Origin of the sequence: Rhizobium sp. Leaf453, from assembly GCF_001425605.1 — a bacterium.
Classification (GTDB): Bacteria; Pseudomonadota; Alphaproteobacteria; order Rhizobiales; family Rhizobiaceae; genus Pararhizobium.
Genome location: NZ_LMRG01000027.1, coordinates 212,832 through 230,315, shown reverse-complemented (window position 1 = coordinate 230,315; position 17,484 = coordinate 212,832). Strand labels below are relative to the sequence as shown.

Below are 17,484 nucleotides of genomic sequence, written 5' to 3'. Positions count from 1 at the left end.
TGGGACGGACAATTTCCCTCCTGTTTCTTCTATCGCGAAAAACAAGGTCACTTACCTATGGGCAAGACCGTTTTCATCGGCAAGCGATCCAATGCGGCTGGCGGCTGGGGCGCCCTGAAAAGCTGCGGCAAGCGGCTGTTGGAAAGCGGCTCGCCCATTTCCGGCGCACGCACGCTGCTGAAGGCCAACCAGCCGGATGGCTTCGATTGCCCGGGTTGCGCCTGGGGTGACCCGGCCCACGGCTCCTCCTTCGAATTCTGCGAAAACGGCGTCAAGGCCGTGGCATGGGAAGCGACCGACAGGCGCACGCCGCCGGACTTCTTTGCATCCCATACCGTGGCCGAACTCCAGTCCTGGAGCGATTACGAGCTGGAGCAGCAGGGCCGGCTGACGCATCCGATGCGCTATGATCGCCCGACCGATACCTATGTCCGCGTCAGCTGGGACGCCGCCTTTGCCGAGATCGGCGCGATCCTCAACAGTTTCGACACGCCGGATTGGGCCGAGTTCTACACCTCCGGCCGCGCCTCCAACGAGGCGGCCTTTCTGTACCAGTTGTTCGTCCGGCTCTACGGCACCAACAATTTTCCCGATTGCTCCAACATGTGCCACGAGGCGAGCGGCATCGGCATGAAACAGGCCGTCGGCGTCGGCAAAGGCACGGTACTGCTCGAAGATTTCGAAAAGGCGGATGCCATCTTCGTCATCGGCCAGAACCCCGGTACCAACCATCCACGCATGCTCGGCGATCTGCGCCGCGCCGCCCAGCGCGGGGCGCGCATTGCTGTGTTCAATCCGGTGCGAGAGCGTGGGCTGGAGCGCTTTGCCGATCCGCAGGACAAGCTCGAAATGATCCGAGGCGGCTCGACCGAGATCGCCAGCGATTATTTCCAGCCGCGCCTGGGTGGCGACATGGCAGCCATGCGCGGGATGTCGAAGGCGGTCTTCGCGGCGGATGATGCGGCGCTTGCGGCCGGCCTGCCTTCCGTGCTCGACCACGCCTTCCTCAACCAGCACACGGCGGATTTCGAAGCATATCGCGCCGCCGTCGATGCCACATCCTGGGAAGAGATCGAGGACCAGTCCGGCCTGACGCGGCTGGAAATCGAACGCGCCGCCGGCATCTATCTCGGCGCCGAGCGGGTGATCTGCACCTGGGCAATGGGCGTGACCCAGCACCGCCATTCCGTCATCACCATCCGCGAGATCGCCAATTTCATGATGCTGCGCGGCAATATCGGCAAGCCCGGCGCCGGCCTCTGCCCGGTGCGCGGCCATTCCAACGTGCAGGGCGACCGCACCGTCGGCATCAACGAAAAGGCACCGGCAGCTTTCCTCGATGCGCTGGAAAAGGAATTCGATTTCAAGTCGCCCCGGCATGAAGGCCACAATGTGCTCGCCGCGATCGGCGCCATGCTCGACGGCTCCGCCCGCGCCTTCATCGGCCTCGGCGGCAATTTCGCCCGCGCCACGCCTGACAGCCCGTTGATCGCCAAGGCGCTGGGGCAGCAAGCCCTGACCGTCAATGTCGCCACCAAGCTCAACCATTCGCATCTGATGCCCGGCGACGTCTCGTTCATCCTGCCCTGCCTTGGCCGCACCGAGATCGACCGCAATTCAAGGGGCGTCAACCAGATCGTCACCGTCGAGGATTCGATGAGCATGGTCCACGGCTCCGGCGGCATCAACAAGCCGGCCTCGCCGGAACTGCGTTCGGAAGTGGCAATCATTGCCGGCATCGCCGCTGCCACAGTCGGTTCCACTAAGGTTAACTGGGCCGCCCTTGCCGATGACTACGACCTGATTCGCGATCACATTTCCCGCGTCATTCCCGGCTTTGAGGATTTCAACCAGCGTGTCCGCAAGCCGCGCGGCTTCCACCTGCGCAATGCCGCCGCCAACCGCGAATGGGATACGCCGAGCGGCCGCGCGACCTTCTGGACAGGGCCTCTTCCCACGGCAACCGAACATCAGGTCGCACGCGGCCAGAACGGCGTCTTCGTGCTGCAGACATTCCGCTCGCATGACCAGTACAACACGACGATCTACGGCATGGATGACCGCTACCGGGGCGTATACGGCGAACGCAACGTCGTCTTCATCAATCCGGATGACCTCGCCGACCTCGGCGCCGAAGCCGGTGACCGGGCCGATGTCCTCGGCCGGCATGACGATGGCGTCTCGCGCATCGCCAGCGACTTCCGCTTCGTGCCCTACGATATTCCGCGCGGCTGCGTCGCCGGCTATTATCCTGAACTGAACGTGCTGGTGCCGCTTTCCACCGCCGGCGACCAGAGTGATACACCGACATCGAAATCGGTGCTGGTCTCGTTCCGGAAGAAGCCGGCCACCGCTGAAGCCGCATGAGCGAAACAGTCACTCAGCAAGACGATTTCATGGCTCTGGTGGCGGCAATCCAGGATCTGGATGACAGCCTCTCCCCGCTCGCAGCCGCCCTGACCGCGGCCACAGCGCTCGGCATCGCCCGCGACAGCCGCACCTTTGCCAGGCTTTTCGACATCGAGCACGCGCTCGTCCTGCGCGAGATCAACCTCGCCAGCGGAGTGGACAATCCACTTAAAATCGTGAGCCGGGACGCGCGAACCCAGCGAACACATCTGCAGCTTACCGTAAAAGGCGAGAGTTTGACGAGATCGGTCCTTGACCTTGGCTCCGACTTGTCTAAATAAGCATCAACTTCGCAGTGAAGGGCATTTCTATACGCCTGCGAAGCCAACCTGATACCGGGCCCCTCTGGCGAGAGTTTTACGGCGCTCTCGTGATGTCGGTATCACCCGCAAATAAGCCGGCGGAATTCGTCCAATGACACTCCACCTCATGCGTTCTTCGCATGCCTATTCTGGCATGCGGGATTTCTTCGCCTATTCCACTCCCTTCTCCAGCCTTGGCGGATCGGAGGTGCGGCCATGACGCCCGCTTCCCAGACATCGACCCTCGGTTATTTCAAATGGGCCTTCATCGTCACGGCCGCCGGTCTTGCGCTTGGCGCCTGGCTCGGCTGGTCGGCAACCGGCACCCTCGGCGGCATGGCATCCGTCTTCTTCATCTGTACTGTTCTTGCCGTCCTTGAAATCTCGCTCTCCTTCGATAATGCCATCGTCAATGCCAACAAGCTCAAGGAAATGACGCCGGTCTGGCAGCACCGCTTCCTGACCTGGGGCATCATCATCGCCGTCTTCGGCATGCGTATCGTTTTCCCGCTGTTGATCGTCGTCATCGCCGCGAACATCGGGCCGATCGAGGCGATCGTGCTGGCTGCGGCCCGTCCGGAAGAATATGCCCGGATCATGAACGACGCCCATCTTCCAATCGCAGCCTTTGGCGGCACCTTCCTGATGATGGTCGGTCTGAAGTTCTTCTTCGACCATGAAAAGGACGTGCACTGGATCAAGGTTCTGGAACAGACCATGTCGCGCTTCGCGACCGTGAAGGGCGTCGAGATCGCCTTCGTGCTGATCCTGATCCTGGTCTTCTCGTCCTTCCTGGAAGGTGCGGAAGCCACGACATTCGTGTATTGCTCCATCTACGGTCTCGTCACCTTCCTGGTGGTCGAGGTGATCGGCGGCCTGCTCGATGCCTCGCAAAAGACGATGAACGCAGCTGCCCGCGGCGGTCTCGGTGCCTTCATCTATCTGGAAGTGCTCGATGCCAGCTTCTCCTTCGACGGCGTGATCGGCGCCTTCGCCTTGACCCAGAACCTGTTCATCATCGCCATCGGCCTCGGTATCGGCGCCATGTATGTGCGCTCGATGACCATCATGCTGGTGGAAAAGGGCACGCTCGCCGAATACCGCTATCTGGAGCATGGCGCGTTCTACGCGATCCTGATCCTGTCGGTAGTCATGTACTGCCAGACGCTGGTGCATATTCCGGAAGTCATCACCGGCCTCGGCGGCGCCGCACTGATCGGCATCTCGCTCTGGTCGTCGATCCGGCACAACCGAATGCACAGACACGCAGAGGCATAAGCTTCAAGCAGCCAGCAAAAAGCCCGCCAATCGCAGGATTGGCGGGCTTCTTTATGTCTAGCGAATTGCAAGGCCAGTCCAGAAAGACCGGCGATGCCGTTAGCGCTTCACGGAATGAAAGTTGGCCGGGTTGATCCCGAGCGTGTAGAGGTCGCGGTCCAGCGGACGGCGGTTGCCTTCGACTGCTGCGGCAGCGGCCGTGGCCGCGCCGAAAATGGCGAAGGCGTCACCGAAAAAGCCTCGGGCAGATTTACGGGCACTCATCTCTTTGCTCACTTTCCTGTGTTGGTTGCATCGTTATTCGATGACAGGAATATGAGCTTCACCACCCCCGTTTACAACGCACAGGAATTCATCCCAGCCATGCAAATAGAGAAGGCCCGGTCGGCGCCCACCGACCGGGCCTTCTCCAAAGCGTTTCCCGTTGAGGAAACGCTCTACTGACGGTCTTGGGAGGAACGTCGTCAGTCTTCGCTTGCCGCCAGTTGCGACAGAACCTGGCCGCGGCCTCGGGCACGCAGGATGAGCGGTACGATCAAGGCAAGGGCGGCGATGAACAGCAGCACGGCAGCGACGGGCGAGGTGAACAGCACCGACGGATCGCCCTGGCTGATCGCCAGTGCCCGGCGCAACTGCTGTTCGGCAAGCGGCCCCAGAATCAGGCCGACGACGACAGGCGCGATCGGGTAGCCGAAGATGCGCATGACATAGCCGAGCAGACCGAAGGCGAGCAGCATGCCGAGTTCGAATACCGACGGGTTGGCGCCGATAGTGCCGAGCGTTGCAAACAGCAGGATGCCGGCATAGAGCCAGGGCTTGGGGATCGTCAAAAGCTTCACCCAGAGGCCAACCAGCGGCAGGTTCAGCACCAGCAGCATAAAGTTGGCGATCAGCAGCGAGGCGATCAGGCCCCAGACCAACTGCGGATTGGTGGCAAACAGCAGCGGGCCGGGTTGCAGGCCATATTGCTGGAAACCGGCCAGCATGATCGCCGCCGTCGCCGTCGTCGGCAGGCCAAGCGTCAGCAGCGGCACCAGCGTACCGGCCGCCGAGGCATTGTTGGCCGCTTCCGGACCTGCAACGCCTTCGATCGCACCGTTGCCAAACTCTTCCGGATGCTTGGTCAGGCGTTTTTCGGTCGCATAGGACAGGAACGTGCCGATTTCCGCGCCGCCGGCGGGCATCGCGCCGATCGGAAAACCGATCGCCGTGCCGCGCAGCCAGGCTTTCCACGAACGGCCCCAGTCCTGCGCCGTCATCCAGACGGAACCCTTGACGGCCTCGACCTTGTCCGGTCCCTGATCGCCCTGCGCCGCAATGTAGAGCGATTCACCGATAGCGAACACGGCAACGGCAAGCGTCGTCACCTCGACACCATCGAGCAGGTCGGGAATACCGAAGCTCATGCGCGCTTGCCCGGTCAGCTGATCGATGCCGATGATGGCCAGCGCAAAGCCGATGAACAGCGAGGTCAGGCCCCGCAGCGTCGAATCGCCGAAGGCCGAAGAGACGGTGACGAAGGCCAGCACCATCAGCGCGAAATATTCGCGCGGCCCGAACACCAGCGCCAGCTTGACGACGAAGGGCGCGATGAACGCCAGCGCCAGCGTGGCGATGAGGCCGGCGACGAAGGAGCCGATGGCCGCCGTCGCGAGCGCCGGGCCACCGCGCCCCGCACGAGCCATCTTGTTACCCTCGAGCGCGGTGACGATCGAGGAGCTTTCGCCCGGCGTGTTCAGCAGGATGGACGTCGTCGAGCCGCCATACATGCCGCCGTAATAGATGCCGGCAAACATGATCAGCGAGCCGCCCGGATCGAGCTTGTAGGTTACCGGCAGCAGCAGCGCCACCGTCAACGCCGGACCAATGCCCGGCAGGACGCCGACGGCCGTACCGAGCGTCACGCCGATCAGTGCATAGAGCAGGTTCATCGGTTGGGCGGCGATGAGGATGCCCTGAAACAGGAAATCGAATGTGGTCATGTCAGGGCCTTACCAAAACAGGTGTTCGAGCGGACCGGCGGGCAGGGACAGCTGCAGCAGGCCTGCGAAGATCAGCCAGACGACAAGACAGAGCGCCACACCGATCGGGATCGTGAACCAGAGCTTGCGCTTGCCGAAACCGGCGGCGGTCAGGGCAAACAGAAGGCCCGTGGCGATCGAGAAACCGAGCGGCTTCAACAGCAACATCTGCGCGGCCAAGCCGCCGACGATCCAGGCGACCGGGCCGACCTGCTGACGTTCGCGCACCGGAAAATCACCCCGCAGCGCCTCGAAAACCGTCCATGCCGCCAAAAGCAGCAGACCGCTGGCGATGACGAAGGGAATGGTGGCCGGACCGATGCCGGAATAGCTGGCGATCTTGGCGAGCCGCGACGTATCCCAGAAGATCACGCCGGCGAGCGCAGCCAGGAAAACGGCAATGGCAAGCGCCGCCCGGTCAGGGCGGCGCTTTTCCGTCGATGGGGTGTGACCCTGGCTCATTGAACGAGACCGATGTCCTTGAGGACCGTTTCAGTGGCCGAGACATCCTTGGCCAGCTGTTCCTTCAAGGCATCGCCGGCGAGATAGGTGTCGGCCCAGCCCTTGGTCTTCAGGGTTTCCTGCCAGCCGGCCGACTTGACCAGCTTCTCGATATCAGCCGAGACGGCCGCCGTCTGCTCCGGCGTCAGGCCGGGGGCTGCCGCAACCATGCGCCAGTTCTGGACGACCACGTCGAGGCCACCTTCCTTGATGGTCGGGGCATCGATACCGGCAATGCGCTCCGCGCTGGACACCGCGAGAAGACGCAGCGTACCGGACTTGATCTGCGATTCGAATTCGCCGTAACCGGAAATACCGGCCGTGACCTGGCTGCCGAGAATGGCGGCAAGCGCTTCACCACCGCCGGAGAAGGCGATGTAGTTGATCTTGGTCGGATCGACACCGGCAGCCTTGGCGATCAGGCCGACAGCGATATGATCGGTACCACCGGCCGAGCCGCCGCCCCAGGACACCGCGCCCGGATCCTTCTTCAGCGCCTCGACGAGATCGCCGAAACTCTTCAGCGGCGAATCGGCGGGCACGACGATGGCTTCATATTCGCCGGTCAGGCGGGCGATTGGGGTGACGTCGTTGAGCGAGACCGGCGACTTGTTGGTCAGGATGGCGCCGACCATGACGTAACCGCCGACGATCAGGGCGTTGGCATTGCCGGCCGACTGGCTGGCGAACTGGGCAAGACCGATCGTGCCGCCGGCGCCCGGTACGTTCTGGACCTGCACATTGCCGGAAATGCCTTCCGACTGCATGACGCTCTGGATCGAGCGCGCCGTCTGGTCCCAGCCGCCGCCCGGATTGGCCGGAGCGATGATGGTGTAATCGGCGGCGAAGGCCGGCAGGGCGAGAGCACCGGCGAGAATGGTTGCCAGGAAAAACTGTTTCAAGAGAAGTCCTCCGTCAGGCGCGCTCTTCTTGGCGCGCATTGTTCATCTTTGCGAACGGGGGGACAATTCACGGACAGATCGGACGCGGCCGCCTCAAGGGGCTCACCGTTGCGCCGGGTCTGATGAAACTCCTCCCATACGCCTCGATCGTCCGCCTCCACGGACGATGAAGAACCACAAGGCACCACAGCAAGCTGTCATTTACCTGACATCAGCTGAAACCTTGCCGGATTAATGTTCCTTAATTTTCACGTCCCGTCTACCGGCAAGCAGAAACTTCCATCGGAAGCCGAACCGGCTACTGCAGACGCAGGACCTCGTTCCAGCGCGCGATCAACCGCGCGCGCTTGACCTGATCAAGATAGACCATCAGTCCGGGGCTGACCGGAACCGGCCGCAATTGCGCGCCCAGCATCTCGCGCAAGGTGTTCGCCGTATTGGCGCCGGCCACGTCAGGACTGACCGCCGGAATCTGCAGTTCCCGCGCCATGATCGTCTGGCCTTCCGTCGACATGAAGAATTCCAGATAACGCCGCCCGAGATCGGGCGACGCCGCCGCCTGCGGCACAAGACCGATTCGCGACATGACGACGGTATAGTCGCGCGGCAACACGATGCCGACATCGGGATGACGCGCCGCCCAATCGGCGGCATAGGAACCGAGAATGTTGTAGCCCAGCACGAAACGTCCATCCGAGACCCGTTCGAGAATGGCCGAACTCGTGGAGTACAACTTGACGCCCGCCGCCCCCATTTCCTGAATCACCGACCAGATATCGCCGAACTGTTCCTGGTCGCGCGCCATGAACAGGAAGCCGACACCGGAGCGCTCGATATCGTAGGTGCCGATCTTGCCATAGACGGCACTGCCCTGCCGCTTCAGGTAGTCGACGAATTCCGCCCGCGTCGAGGGCGGCTTTTCCGTCGTGAAGCTCGGTTTGTGATAAACGAACACGGCCGGCTCGAAGGTCAGGGCATAGGCGGTGTTCCGCCAGTTCGCCCAAGACGGCCAGCGGCCCGACATTGGCAGATCGCTGCGCTGGGCATAACCGTCATTGCTGAGCTTCACCTGCAGGTCCATGGCGGAGGAAAAGGCAAAATCCGCCGTCCTCTCACCCGCATCGGTTTCCTTGACGATCCGGTCGTAGATCTCACCCGTCAGCATATCCTCGTAGCGCACCGCCACATCCGGATTGGCCGCCTGGAATCCGGCGATCATCGGCTTGGCCAAGGGCTCGTCGAGTGAGGAATAGACGACGACGGTCTGCGCAGACGCATTGCCCGACAGCGCCGGAAACACGACCGGCTGGGCCATGGCCGGAAAGGCGAAAAGACCGAGAAAGACAGGAAGAAACCGCATGACACCATCTTGCAGCAGCAAGCGCGCCCGCACAAGGTACCGGTCTTTGGACAGCGCCCCGCCGCCGATAGGTCCGCGCAGGTTTCGCGCCCTAGGTTGCGCCCGCCGGGGATGATCACGCGGCCACCATGAATTCGCTCTGCAACTCGGATGAACCGGAGGCGGTGATCAGCAATAACGGGATTTTTCCATGGTTACGCCCCTCCAGTCCGTTCGCCTGCAATCGGCGCAGTTCCTGCTGAAAGCGCTGAAGGAAACCGAGCAGCAAACCGAGACCAGCAATACCCGGACGGCCCTGCTGCAGCGCTATGGCGTCGATACGTCAAGCTCCTCGTCGCAGACGCTGTCCGCCCTGCTCTCCTCACTGTCTCCGGCAACGACTGAAACGGAAGAACCGGTCATTTCCAACGACATCACAACGGCCTCGTTCATGGCCGGCCTGAAGAAATCGCTGGAGGAGATGGCGGAGACGGCCGGAACGAGCGCACAGGGCAAATCCATGCTGGCGGCACTGGAAGCCGGGACACTCACCGTCACCGATCCGCTGAGCGGCGTTACCATCAAGGCTTGGGATCCCGACAGCGCCGACGAAAAGAACACCGACAGCAAGACAGGCACCGAAATCGAGACATCCGGTTGGAGCGAATTCCTCAAGGCGCATCTGTCACGCGGGGCTGACGCCGCCTTCGTCAAGACGACCGAGGGCAGTTATGTCGACAAGACGACCGGCGACAATGCCTATTTCGGCACCGTCGGCTCCGAATATGTCTATCTGACCTGGCCACAGGCAGAGACCACGGCCTGATCGGGCCGTTCGGGCACGATAAAGCCTTGAATCGCTGAACCAATCCCGGAAAATCCGGCTTCCGTTTCTCGCCCCATGCAATACTATAACCAAAGGGAGAACACGGGATTGCGCATTCTTTTGGTCGAAGACAATCTGGCGCTGTCGCAGGGACTGTCGGCGATCCTGCGCGGCAGCGGCTATGCCGTGGATATCGTCTCCGACGGCGCCTCGGCCGATGCGGTGACCTCGACCGAAACCTTCGATCTCGTCATCCTGGACCTGACACTGCCGGAGATGGATGGTCTCGATGTGCTGCGCTCGATGCGGGCGCGGCAGAACAAGGCCGCCGTGCTCATCCTGACGGCACGCGGCACGCAGGAAGAAAAGATCAAGGGACTGGATCTCGGCGCCGACGACTACATGATCAAGCCCTTCGATGTCAGCGAATTCGAGGCGCGCGTCCGCGTGCTCCTGCGCCGGCAGGCGGGCCTGCGATCCTCGCTCATAAGCTACGGCAATGTCTCCCTCGATCTGAATTCCCGGACTTTTTCCGCCGATGGCGTGACCGTCGATATCCCGGCGCGCGAACTGGGGCTTCTGGAAATCCTGTTCATGCGCGCCGGCAAGGTGGTCGCCAAGGAGGCGATCATTCAGTCGTTGACAGCCTTCGACGACGATCTCAGCGCCAATGCCATCGAGCAATATGTTAGCCGGCTACGCAAGCGCTTAGCACCGCATGGCCTGACAGTGCGTACGGCGCGCGGCATCGGCTACTATCTCGACAAGACGGCGGGCGGTTGATGGTTGCCGCCGCCTATTCGCTGCGCCGCCGGCTGCTCGCCTGGCTTCTGATCTCCACGGCAGTGATCGGCGCGCTTGCGCTGATCGACACCTATCGCGAGGCGGTGAAAACGGCCAATGTCGTCTCCGACCGAGTGCTGGCAGGTTCGGCTTTGGCCATCGCCGAGCGCGTCGTGGTGGCCGAGGATGGGTCGCTGGAAGTCGATATTCCCTATGTGGCGCTGGAAATGTTGACGTCAGCGGCACAGGACCGGGTATTCTACCGTGTCGACGGCCCGCCTGGCCAGTTCATCACCGGCTACCAGAACCTGCCCTCGATCGCCGACATGAATGGCCAGTCAGCCGTTTATGCCGACGCGCAGTTTCGTGGCGAGCCGATCCGGGTTGCAGCACTCGAACGATCTGCCTCGACCGGCATCAACTCCGTGCCTTTCGTCGTCACCGTCGCCGAAACCACGATTGCCCGGCGGCAATTGACACAGGCCATCTTGCTGCGCTCGGCTTTCCGTCTGGGCATGATGATCCTAGGCGCTGCGGTCATCGTCTGGATCGCGGTCACCTTCTCGTTGCGTCCGCTCTACAAGCTGGGCGACGCGATCGCCGAGCGCAATCCGGACGATCTGCATCCGATCGACCAGCAGGTGCCTAGCGAAGTCCAGGGCCTCGTCGACACGGTCAACTCTTTCATGGTCCGGCTGCAATCGGCGCTCGACGCGCTGCGCCATTTCACCGGCAATGCCAGCCACCAGATGCGCACGCCGCTGGCAATCATCCGCACACAGCTTGCGCTCTCCGCCCGCGCCACCACTCTTGAAGAGGCACAAAGCGCCGCCCGCAAGGGCGATGAGGCCGTCGCGCATGCCGAACGCATTCTGGCGCAACTGCTATTGATGGCGAAAATCGATGCCGCCGGTTCAACCGAACCACAACCGTTGGCGACCATCGACCTGACGGCCTTGGCGCAGGAACTGACGGGGGATCACGTGCCGGGCGCCCGCGACGCCGGCATCGACCTCGGTTTCGAAGGCGAAGGCACAGCGCTCATCCGGGCGGAACCGCTGCTGATCGGCGAATTGCTGCGCAACCTGATCGAGAACGCGATCGCCTATGCGGGCAAGGGTGCGGAGGTGACGGTCCGTGTCACCGCGCAGCCAACAGGGATCCAGCTCGACGTCGAAGACAACGGGCCGGGCATCCCGCCGGACAGCCGGCAGGTCGCACGCCAGCGTTTCGCGCGCGGCGGACGCGGCGAAGCACCGGGAATGGGGTTGGGCCTTCCGATCGTCGAAGAAATCGCCGGATTGTTCGGCGGACATCTCACGCTGGGCGAAGGGCCGGATGGCAGGGGCTTGAAAGCTTCCGTGACATTCCCGGCCGCTATGGCTGCCCAGGATTGATCGAGATTCAGTTCAGGCTGAGTCGAAAATGGTGATTTTTCGTGACCCGGAGCGCAGCGTACTGAACGTACGTGAGCACCGGAAGCGCGGAAAAGCGCCATTTGCAGACCGGCATGGGCTGAATGGCGATTGATCCTAGCGGTTGCGACCTGTCATGAGAGAGGTCGTTTCACGGGTCTGAACGAGAAGGATCGCGTTCCAGATCATCTGGACAAAGCCGCGATCAGACGGGCTCGACAGCTTGCGCTGCGAAAACATGATAAGCTCCATAGGATTGTTTGCGAGCGTCAGATAGCACTTCCCGTTTTACTTTGGAAGTAGCGATAGCAACAAATCAGCTCTGCGCGGCAAGCATGGCAAATGCAACACATTTCTATTTGCTTTATTGATCATTAACGACAGTAAAATGCACGATATATTTCGGAATAATTTCCGGCTATTCCTCTTTGGATTCAGCGGCTTGATCCGAGTGCGGCCGGCGGCGGAATGTGACGGCTCCCAAGCCCCTTTTGCCTTTGGTCAAATGGCTTTTCGCCCATGCTCATGCCATGGTGCCGGGAAAACGGACTGGAGAAAATCATGACGGAAACATTCAGGGCGCTTGTCATCGACGATCAGGACGGCAAGCCCGTCGCCGCCTTCCGGCAATTGTCGCTGGCCGACCTGCCCGATCACGATATTCTGGTCGAAGTCCGGTTCTCGACCCTGAACTACAAGGACGGACTGGCCATTTCCGGCGCCGGGCGCATCGCCCGGCGCCTGCCAATGGTCGCCGGCGTCGATCTCGCCGGCATCGTCGTCGAATCCCGGCATCCCGACTGGAAGCCCGGCGACAAGGTCATCGTCAACGGCTGGAACATGTCAGAGACCGAATGGGGCGGCTATACGCGCTTCCAGCGACTGAAGCCAGAATGGCTGACGCGTCTGCCGGACGCTTTCAGCCTGGAGGACAGCATGGCGATCGGCACCGCAGGCTATACGGCGGCGCTGTGCATCGATGCGCTGGAAGCCTGGGGAAAGATCAGGAGTGATTCACGTGAAATCCTGGTGACCGGTGCGGCTGGCGGCGTCGGCTCCATGGCCGTCTCGCTGCTTGCGGCGCGTGGATACAAGGTCACGGCCTCGACAGGCCGGCCGGAAACTCGCGATTATCTGGCCTCGCTCGGCGCCACCGGCTTCGTCCACCGCGCCGAACTGGCGGCGAAGGGCGGCGCGTTGCAGAAGGAACGCTGGGCCGGCGCCGTCGATTCAGTCGGCTCCACCACGCTTGCAAACGTGCTGGCGCAGACGGTCCAGAGCGGCGCTGTCGCCGCCTGTGGCCTTGCCGGCGGAGCCGACCTGCCGGCCACCGTGATGCCGCATATCCTGCGCGGCGTCGCGCTTCTCGGCATCAATTCGGTAACAGCGCCGCACTCTGAACGCGAACGCGCCTGGGCCATCCTCGCCGAAAGCCTCGACCGCCAGCACCTGGCGGCAATGACATCCGTCGAGCCACTGTCCAACCTGCCGCAACTGGCACAGGATATCGTCGCCGGAAAAATCCGCGGCCGCGTCGTCATCGATGTCGCCAAGTAGGCATGGGGAAGAAGGCGCATGACCGACCAGCCCATGCCCTCTCCGGTCGCCGAGGTTTTCACGCGCTTTCCCGAGCCGGTCAGGGCGCGGCTACTGGAAGTTCGCGACCTGATCTTCACTGTTGCAGACGAAACCGAGGGCGTCGGTCCGCTGACCGAGACCCTCAAATGGGGAGAGCCGGCCTATCTGACGGAGAAAAGCGGCAGTGGAACGACGATAAGGCTCGGGATTTCAAAGGCGGCACCCGAAGATTGCGCCGTGTTCGTCAACTGCCAGACGACGCTGATTGCCACATTTCGCGCCCATTTTGCCGATGATTTTGCCTTCGAGGGGCAGCGCGCGTTGATCGTTCCGGCCGATAGCAGCCTGAGCCGGGAGCCGCTCGCGCTCTGTCTGCGAGCCGCATTGACTTATCATCGGCAGAAGCCGGCAGCAAAAATCAGATCGGCATGACCGCGCTGTTCACGCTTCCATGCCGACAGCCGTGAAGAGATTTCACGCCTACTTCATCGTATAGACATCAACAGTGAAGTACTTGTCGTTGATCGCCTTGTAGGTGCCATCGGCGCGGATTTCGGCCAGCGCCTTGTTCAGCTTCTCGCGCAGGTCGTTGTCTTCCTGGCGCACGGCAATACCGACGCCGTCGCCGACAAATTTCCTGTCGGTGATCGGCTGGCCGATCAGTTCGCAGCACTTGCCGTCGTCGTTCTTGGTGACCCAATCGAGCATTGGCAGCATATCGCCGACTTCCAGATCGAGGCGGCCGTTAACCATGTCGAGATTGGCCTCGTCCTGCGTCGGATAAAGCTTGATCTCGGCATCGGGATAAACGGCCGCGATATATTCGGCCTGCGTCGTGCCCGACTGGGCGCCGATCACCTTGCCTTTCATCGCCTCATTGGTGAATTCTGTAATGCCCGCGCCCTTGGCCGCGACATGGGTCATGGCGGCGAGATAATAGGGATCGGTGAAGGACACCTGCTTCTTTCGTTCCTCGGTGATGAACATCGAGGCAATGATCAGGTCGTATTTCTTGGCGATGAGGCCGGGGATGATGCCGTCCCAATCCTGCGCCACGACCTCGCATTCGGCCTGTATTTTCGCGCAGAGCGCAAGGCCGATCTCGACATCGAAGCCACCGATCTTGCCGGCGCTGTCGATGAAGTTGAAAGGAGGATAGGCCCCTTCCGTGCCGATCCGCAGTTTTTCGGCGGCGCCCGCCGTCGTCGTTGCTGCTAACATGCCGGCGCAGGCAAGAGCCAACGCGATCATCGTTTTTCTCATGTCAGTTCCCCTGTTGCGCGCCGTTTGCCGCCGCTTTCGCAAATCCTAGGATGGAACCGCGCATAAACGAAATAGATAGAGGCAATAGCCGGTATTGATGTGATTGATCAGCGAACGCCTGACAGAGGATAACCGCTCAGAATGTCGGCGGCGTGTTGATCCATAAAAGCACGGTCTCGCCGTCGTGCCTATTCGACCAGGCGTGGTGGCGGCGGCTCTCAAAATAGAGGGAATCGCCGGGGTGAAGGTCGTGGAACTGCTCGGAATCAAGCACGAACTCGACCCGGCCGGACAGGACATAGACGAATTCCTCGCCCTCATGCTTGTAGGCGCCTTCGCTGGAGGCGCCGGGTTCCAGAACGAAACGGTGGCAATCCATCTGGTTGCGGCCTTCGGCAAGAAGCTGGACGGTGACGCCCGGCGTCGTTCGCGGCCAGGCGCGCCATTCGCCGGCCCGCACCAGTGCACGAACCTCCGGCTCATCCTCGCCGGAAAGGCTGGAAACAGTCGTTCCGAAATATTCGGCGAGATTGTGCAGCACCGCCACGGAGACGCCCTGCGAGGTCCGCTCCAGCGTCGAGAGGACAGAGGCGGCAATACCCACATCGCCGGCGATCTGCTCCAGCGTCTTGCCCGCCGCATGGCGCAGGCTCCTGAGCTTGCGGCCGACCTGTGAGATCGGAGTGACGTCGGTGGCAGGCGAATTCGAATCGTCGGGCTCGCCGGCCTCGGCTTCCAACGCTTCACGAATGGCTGCGGGATTAAGGCCGCGTTCGGCCCGGAACCAGGAAATCCGCTTCAGCTGCGCAACATCGCCTTCGCTGTATTGCCGGTGGCCTGTGGCGGAGCGTTCCGGCACGACAAGTCCCTGTGTCTCCCAGAGCCTCAGGGTCGAAGCCGATACGCCGGCGAGCCTCGCCGCCTCGGCGACCTTGTATCGAACAGCCGCAGCATCGCTCATCGGAGGCCACACGAAAGGATCATGTCATCAATGTTCCAGGTCGCGGAAGAGATCCTCGCCGGTATCGCGGCGGCGCGTATTGCGCTCGATCGCCGGCGCAAGCTCAACTTCCGGAACCTTCAGTTCGAAGGGCAGGCGCTTTTCCTCGGCGATGCGCAGCATCAGCAGGCGGATGGCATCGGAGACGGACAGGCCCATGGCATCAAGGGCGGCGATGGCTTTCTGCTTTGTGGTGGAATCAATGCGGGCACGGATAATGGCATCTGCGGTCATTGCATCATTCTCCTGATGTCTACGCGTTACAACTGTGCGGGAGAAACCACGAAGGCCCATCGGGGCGTCAGCCGCAAAATCCAGCATGTTCGAAGTATCAAAAAATATGCATTCGGTGCTCAAGGCATCAACGTAGCCACACATTGCCGCGGTACACAAGAAAAAGCATCACAAAGGCTGCACTTCCGATCACTATAATTAATTTGCAAACCTACAGAAAAAATATAGGATTTGCAAAATTCAATTCCCTCGCTCATCAGGATGATAGCCGTGACCACTTTGACCGATCGCAAGAACGCAGCCATTTCCCGTGGCGTGGGCATGACCACGCAAATTTATGCGGACCGGGCCGAGAACGCCGAAATCTGGGACAAGGACGGCAATCGCTACATCGATTTTGCCGCCGGCATCGCGGTCGTCAACACCGGCCATCGCCATCCGCGCGTCATCGAGGCCGTCAAGGCGCAGCTCGATCGCTTCACCCATACCTGCCACCAGGTCGTTCCCTATGAGAACTATGTCGAGCTCGCCGAGCGCCTGAACGCCATCGTTCCCGGCAATTTTGAAAAGAAGACGATCTTCGTGACCACCGGTGCCGAAGCTGTCGAAAATGCCGTCAAGATCGCCCGCGCCGCCACTGGCCGCCAGGCCGTCGTCGCCTTCTCCGGCGGCTTCCATGGCCGCACTTTCATGGGCATGGCACTGACCGGCAAGGTCGTGCCCTACAAGGTCGGTTTCGGCGCCATGCCGGGCGACGTCTTCCACGCACCCTTCCCGGTCGAAATGCACGGCACGACCGTCGAACAGTCGCTGAGTGTCCTGAAAAAACTCTTCGCCGCCGATGTCGATCCGAACCGCGTCGCGGCGATCATCATCGAGCCTGTGCAGGGCGAAGGCGGCTTCTATCCGGTTCCGGTCAACTTCATGAAGGCAATCCGAGAAATCTGCGACCAGCACGGCATCCTGCTGATCGCCGATGAAGTGCAGACCGGCTTTGCCCGCACCGGCAAGCTGTTCGCCATGGAACATTACGGCGTCACTGCCGATCTGACCACCATGGCCAAGGGCCTTGGCGGCGGCTTCCCGATCGCCGCCGTCACCGGCCGCAAGGAAATCATGGATGCGCCCGGCCCGGGCGGTCTCGGCGGCACCTATGCCGGCAGCCCGATCGGCGTTGCGGCGGCGCACGCCGTTCTCGATGTCATCAAGGACGAGGATCTCTGCAACCGCGCCGAACAGCTCGGTAGCCGCCTGAAGCAGCGCCTTGCGTCGATCGCCGAAAAGGCCCCCGAAATCGTCGACATCCGTGGCCCCGGCTTCATGAATGCGGTCGAGTTCAACGACGTCTCGACCAATCTGCCGAGCGCCGACTTCGCCAACAAGGTGCGCCTGAAGGCGCTCGACAAGGGCCTGATCCTGCTGACCTGCGGCGTTCACGGCAATGTCATCCGTTTCCTCGCGCCGATCACTATCCAGGACGGCATCTTCGCCGAGGCGCTCGACATTCTCGAAGCGTCGATCCTCGAAGCCCGCGCCTGAAACGTGAAATGACGAGCAGTCCATCGGCGGAAACCCGCCGATGGACGTGATAACGGCGATCCGATAGATCGAGGCCGTCATCGGCACCGCAAAG

18 protein-coding genes are annotated in these 17,484 nt (G+C 61.7%); 10 read left to right on the top strand and 8 right to left on the bottom strand.

The window, feature by feature from the left end; genetic code table 11:
* Positions 1-57 precede the first annotated feature (57 nt).
* The 4 genes from ASG68_RS24340 (at position 58) to ASG68_RS31765 (ending at position 4,433) form a co-directional block, all read left to right on the top strand.
* Positions 58-2,367 carry an FdhF/YdeP family oxidoreductase gene (locus tag ASG68_RS24340; RefSeq protein WP_062586234.1) on the top strand — a complete coding sequence of 770 codons (2,310 nt, stop codon included), beginning with the start codon at positions 58-60 and terminating at the stop codon, positions 2,365-2,367.
* On the top strand, positions 2,364-2,690 hold the full coding sequence (locus ASG68_RS24335; protein ID WP_156373600.1) for a hypothetical protein: 327 nt from the start codon (positions 2,364-2,366) through the stop codon (positions 2,688-2,690). Before ASG68_RS24340 ends, ASG68_RS24335 begins: the two co-directional genes overlap by 4 nt.
* A 237-nt stretch (positions 2,691-2,927) precedes the next feature.
* Entirely contained in the window at positions 2,928-3,989 is a 1,062-nt protein-coding gene (locus ASG68_RS24330) for a DUF475 domain-containing protein (RefSeq protein ID WP_062586232.1), read from the top strand.
* A gap of 93 nt (positions 3,990-4,082) precedes the next feature.
* A complete protein-coding gene (locus tag ASG68_RS31765) occupies positions 4,083-4,433 on the top strand; it encodes a hypothetical protein (protein WP_162243528.1) in 351 nt (116 codons plus the stop codon).
* Between the two features lie 20 nt (positions 4,434-4,453).
* On the opposite strand, the gene ASG68_RS24325 is transcribed toward ASG68_RS31765, so the two are convergent.
* From ASG68_RS24325 to ASG68_RS24310, 4 genes are all read right to left on the bottom strand, one after another.
* Entirely contained in the window at positions 4,454-5,971 is a 1,518-nt protein-coding gene (locus ASG68_RS24325; protein WP_062586230.1) for a tripartite tricarboxylate transporter permease, read from the bottom strand.
* A 9-nt stretch (positions 5,972-5,980) separates the two neighbouring features.
* Positions 5,981-6,472, bottom strand: a complete 492-nt coding sequence (locus ASG68_RS24320) for a tripartite tricarboxylate transporter TctB family protein (protein WP_062586227.1) — start codon at positions 6,470-6,472, stop codon at positions 5,981-5,983.
* Positions 6,469-7,413: a Bug family tripartite tricarboxylate transporter substrate binding protein gene (locus tag ASG68_RS24315; RefSeq protein ID WP_062610234.1), complete on the bottom strand. Its 945-nt coding sequence runs from the start codon at positions 7,411-7,413 to the stop codon at positions 6,469-6,471. Before ASG68_RS24315 ends, ASG68_RS24320 begins: the two co-directional genes overlap by 4 nt.
* Before the next feature lie 298 nt (positions 7,414-7,711).
* Entirely contained in the window at positions 7,712-8,773 is a 1,062-nt protein-coding gene (locus ASG68_RS24310) for an ABC transporter substrate-binding protein (protein WP_062586225.1), read from the bottom strand.
* 190 nt (positions 8,774-8,963) lie between these two features.
* On the opposite strand from ASG68_RS24310, the gene ASG68_RS24305 reads away from it, so the two are divergent.
* From ASG68_RS24305 to ASG68_RS24295, 3 genes are all read left to right on the top strand, one after another.
* Entirely contained in the window at positions 8,964-9,578 is a 615-nt protein-coding gene (locus ASG68_RS24305) for a hypothetical protein (RefSeq protein ID WP_062586222.1), read from the top strand.
* A gap of 108 nt (positions 9,579-9,686) precedes the next feature.
* Positions 9,687-10,361, top strand: coding sequence for a response regulator (locus ASG68_RS24300; RefSeq protein WP_062586219.1), 675 nt, complete (start codon positions 9,687-9,689; stop codon positions 10,359-10,361).
* Positions 10,361-11,758, top strand: coding sequence for a sensor histidine kinase (locus ASG68_RS24295; RefSeq protein ID WP_062586217.1), 1,398 nt, complete (start codon positions 10,361-10,363; stop codon positions 11,756-11,758). Before ASG68_RS24300 ends, ASG68_RS24295 begins: the two co-directional genes overlap by 1 nt.
* 135 nt (positions 11,759-11,893) lie before the next feature.
* Here ASG68_RS24295 and ASG68_RS32815 read toward each other — a convergent pair whose 3' ends face one another.
* Complete coding sequence (locus tag ASG68_RS32815) at positions 11,894-12,016, bottom strand: hypothetical protein (protein WP_274534236.1); 123 nt, start codon at positions 12,014-12,016, stop codon at positions 11,894-11,896.
* 321 nt (positions 12,017-12,337) lie between these two features.
* Between ASG68_RS32815 and ASG68_RS24290 the strand changes: the two genes are divergently transcribed.
* Both ASG68_RS24290 and ASG68_RS24285 read left to right on the top strand, forming a co-directional pair.
* Positions 12,338-13,333 (top strand): MDR family oxidoreductase, encoded by a 996-nt coding sequence (locus ASG68_RS24290; protein ID WP_062601724.1) that lies wholly within the window; start codon positions 12,338-12,340, stop codon positions 13,331-13,333.
* A gap of 18 nt (positions 13,334-13,351) precedes the next feature.
* Entirely contained in the window at positions 13,352-13,786 is a 435-nt protein-coding gene (locus ASG68_RS24285; RefSeq protein ID WP_062586213.1) for a DUF1801 domain-containing protein, read from the top strand.
* A gap of 48 nt (positions 13,787-13,834) precedes the next feature.
* Here ASG68_RS24285 and ASG68_RS24280 read toward each other — a convergent pair whose 3' ends face one another.
* From ASG68_RS24280 to ASG68_RS24270, 3 genes are all read right to left on the bottom strand, one after another.
* A complete protein-coding gene (locus tag ASG68_RS24280) occupies positions 13,835-14,617 on the bottom strand; it encodes an ABC transporter substrate-binding protein (RefSeq protein ID WP_062586211.1) in 783 nt (260 codons plus the stop codon).
* A gap of 136 nt (positions 14,618-14,753) precedes the next feature.
* The gene (locus tag ASG68_RS24275; protein ID WP_062586209.1) at positions 14,754-15,578 is read right to left on the bottom strand and encodes a MerR family transcriptional regulator; all 825 of its coding nucleotides are present in this window, start codon (positions 15,576-15,578) and stop codon (positions 14,754-14,756) included.
* Positions 15,579-15,605: 27 nt separating this feature from the next.
* Positions 15,606-15,851, bottom strand: a complete 246-nt coding sequence (locus ASG68_RS24270) for a type II toxin-antitoxin system RelB/DinJ family antitoxin (protein ID WP_062586206.1) — start codon at positions 15,849-15,851, stop codon at positions 15,606-15,608.
* A gap of 270 nt (positions 15,852-16,121) precedes the next feature.
* On the opposite strand from ASG68_RS24270, the gene ASG68_RS24265 reads away from it, so the two are divergent.
* Positions 16,122-17,390 carry a 4-aminobutyrate--2-oxoglutarate transaminase gene (locus ASG68_RS24265; RefSeq protein ID WP_156384916.1) on the top strand — a complete coding sequence of 423 codons (1,269 nt, stop codon included), beginning with the start codon at positions 16,122-16,124 and terminating at the stop codon, positions 17,388-17,390.
* Positions 17,391-17,484 lie beyond the last annotated feature (94 nt).

What these genes read in the sequence shown, in the direction of transcription:
- ASG68_RS24340 (WP_062586234.1), top strand. Translation starts at nt 58, where the DNA reads ATGGGCAAGACCGTTTTCATCGGCAAGCGATCCAATGCGGCTGGCGGC.
- ASG68_RS24335 (WP_156373600.1), top strand. Translation starts at nt 2,364, where the DNA reads ATGAGCGAAACAGTCACTCAGCAAGACGATTTCATGGCTCTGGTGGCG.
- ASG68_RS24330 (WP_062586232.1), top strand. Translation starts at nt 2,928, where the DNA reads ATGACGCCCGCTTCCCAGACATCGACCCTCGGTTATTTCAAATGGGCC.
- ASG68_RS31765 (WP_162243528.1), top strand. Translation starts at nt 4,083, where the DNA reads ATGCCGTTAGCGCTTCACGGAATGAAAGTTGGCCGGGTTGATCCCGAG.
- ASG68_RS24325 (WP_062586230.1), bottom strand. Translation starts at nt 5,971, where the DNA reads ATGACCACATTCGATTTCCTGTTTCAGGGCATCCTCATCGCCGCCCAA.
- ASG68_RS24320 (WP_062586227.1), bottom strand. Translation starts at nt 6,472, where the DNA reads ATGAGCCAGGGTCACACCCCATCGACGGAAAAGCGCCGCCCTGACCGG.
- ASG68_RS24310 (WP_062586225.1), bottom strand. Translation starts at nt 8,773, where the DNA reads ATGCGGTTTCTTCCTGTCTTTCTCGGTCTTTTCGCCTTTCCGGCCATG.
- ASG68_RS24305 (WP_062586222.1), top strand. Translation starts at nt 8,964, where the DNA reads ATGGTTACGCCCCTCCAGTCCGTTCGCCTGCAATCGGCGCAGTTCCTG.
- ASG68_RS24295 (WP_062586217.1), top strand. Translation starts at nt 10,361, where the DNA reads ATGGTTGCCGCCGCCTATTCGCTGCGCCGCCGGCTGCTCGCCTGGCTT.
- ASG68_RS32815 (WP_274534236.1), bottom strand. Translation starts at nt 12,016, where the DNA reads ATGTTTTCGCAGCGCAAGCTGTCGAGCCCGTCTGATCGCGGCTTTGTC.
- ASG68_RS24290 (WP_062601724.1), top strand. Translation starts at nt 12,338, where the DNA reads ATGACGGAAACATTCAGGGCGCTTGTCATCGACGATCAGGACGGCAAG.
- ASG68_RS24285 (WP_062586213.1), top strand. Translation starts at nt 13,352, where the DNA reads ATGACCGACCAGCCCATGCCCTCTCCGGTCGCCGAGGTTTTCACGCGC.
- ASG68_RS24280 (WP_062586211.1), bottom strand. Translation starts at nt 14,617, where the DNA reads ATGAGAAAAACGATGATCGCGTTGGCTCTTGCCTGCGCCGGCATGTTA.
- ASG68_RS24275 (WP_062586209.1), bottom strand. Translation starts at nt 15,578, where the DNA reads ATGAGCGATGCTGCGGCTGTTCGATACAAGGTCGCCGAGGCGGCGAGG.
- ASG68_RS24270 (WP_062586206.1), bottom strand. Translation starts at nt 15,851, where the DNA reads ATGACCGCAGATGCCATTATCCGTGCCCGCATTGATTCCACCACAAAG.